Annotated in this window: 2 protein-coding genes; both read left to right on the top strand. The window is 52.9% G+C overall.

The window, feature by feature from the left end; translation table 11 throughout:
- The first annotated feature begins 57 nt into the window (after nt 1-57).
- Nucleotides 58-354 (top strand): transposase, encoded by a 297-nt coding sequence (locus tag GBC55_RS29720; RefSeq protein WP_162441223.1) that lies wholly within the window; start codon nt 58-60, stop codon nt 352-354.
- Nucleotides 351-1,184, top strand: a complete 834-nt coding sequence (locus tag GBC55_RS29715; protein ID WP_162441222.1) for an IS3 family transposase — start codon at nt 351-353, stop codon at nt 1,182-1,184. Before GBC55_RS29720 ends, GBC55_RS29715 begins: the two co-directional genes overlap by 4 nt.
- The last annotated feature ends 39 nt before the right edge of the window (nt 1,185-1,223 follow it).

Raw genomic sequence — 1,223 nt, 5'->3', positions numbered from 1 at the left:
TGTTGCGGTCGAATTTTTTTAGACCATGATGTAGGAGCGTCGATCTAAGGAAGCATCATGGGTTATCGGGTTGTCACGTCAGAGCAAAAAGCAGAGGCCATTCGCTTGGTTGTGGAGATGCATTACTCCGTACCTAAAGCCTGTGAAGCCACTGGAGTAGGCCCTACTGCCTTGCGCCGCTGGGTTTCACGTTGGCGCCGGGAGCAGGACGGGATATCGCAGCCTCCACGACTGCAGGACCAGGAACTGATCGAGTCGCTACTGGCAAAACTGGCGCTACTTGAAGCCGAGAACCAAGTGCTAAAAAAGCAATTGCCCTCTCATCTAAAGGTTCTGTTCTCTCGAACCAAATGATTGATGGCGTTAAAGGTGCGATGTCGATTCGGCGTATGTGCGCGGTGCTTGGCATTGCCCGAAGCAGCTATTACACAAAGCGAAAACCCAAGCGACTGAAGCCTGCAGTGCGTTGGTTGAGGCGCAAACTTCGTGCATTGCATAAGGAACATCGAGAGGCGTTGGGTACTCGTGGGCTTTGCAAAGAATTAAGAAAAGAGGGCGTTTTCATTGGTCGCTATCGAATGCGTACCTTGATCAATACCTTTGGTCTGCACCGACGCAGGCCACGTTATGCACACTATCGCCGCGCCACGAAGCCGGCGATCGTAGCCCCGAACATACTTGATCGTCGCTTTAATCCAAGCCGGCCAGACACGCTTTGGGCAGGCGATATTACCTACATCAGAGTGGGCAATAGCTGGCTTTACCTCGCGGTGGTGATGGATTTGTTTTCACGCAGGATTGTGGGCTGGGCGTGCTCTCGGACTGCCGATGCTGAGCTGTCTGCAAGAGCGCTGAAGTTGGCAGTATCTATCCGGCGACCGATGCCTGAGTTGCTGTTCCACTCAGACCAAGGCTGTCAGTACACTGCTGATCGATTTGTCGCCTGCTTGGCAGAAAGCCGCATCGTTCAGAGTATGAGTCGTCGAGGCAACTGTTGGGATAACGCGGTGGTGGAGCGCTATTTCAGGACATTGAAGCACGATTGGATGCCGGAAAACGGCTACCAGAATCATTTCGAAGCGGAGAAGGATGTGCTGGAATTCATCTCGCATTACAACTATCGCCGTTGCCACTCCGCCTCGAACCACTTGCCGCCTGCGCTGTTCGAGCAACAGGCGGCTTAATCCTCCTACGGGATGGTTTAAAAAAACTGAACCACTACA

The organism is Pseudomonas sp. TNT3, from assembly GCF_010095445.2.
In the GTDB taxonomy this organism is placed as follows: Bacteria; Pseudomonadota; Gammaproteobacteria; order Pseudomonadales; family Pseudomonadaceae; genus Aquipseudomonas.
Note: the sequence above shows the minus strand (reverse complement) of the source record. Positions and strands in the feature narration are given on the sequence as shown.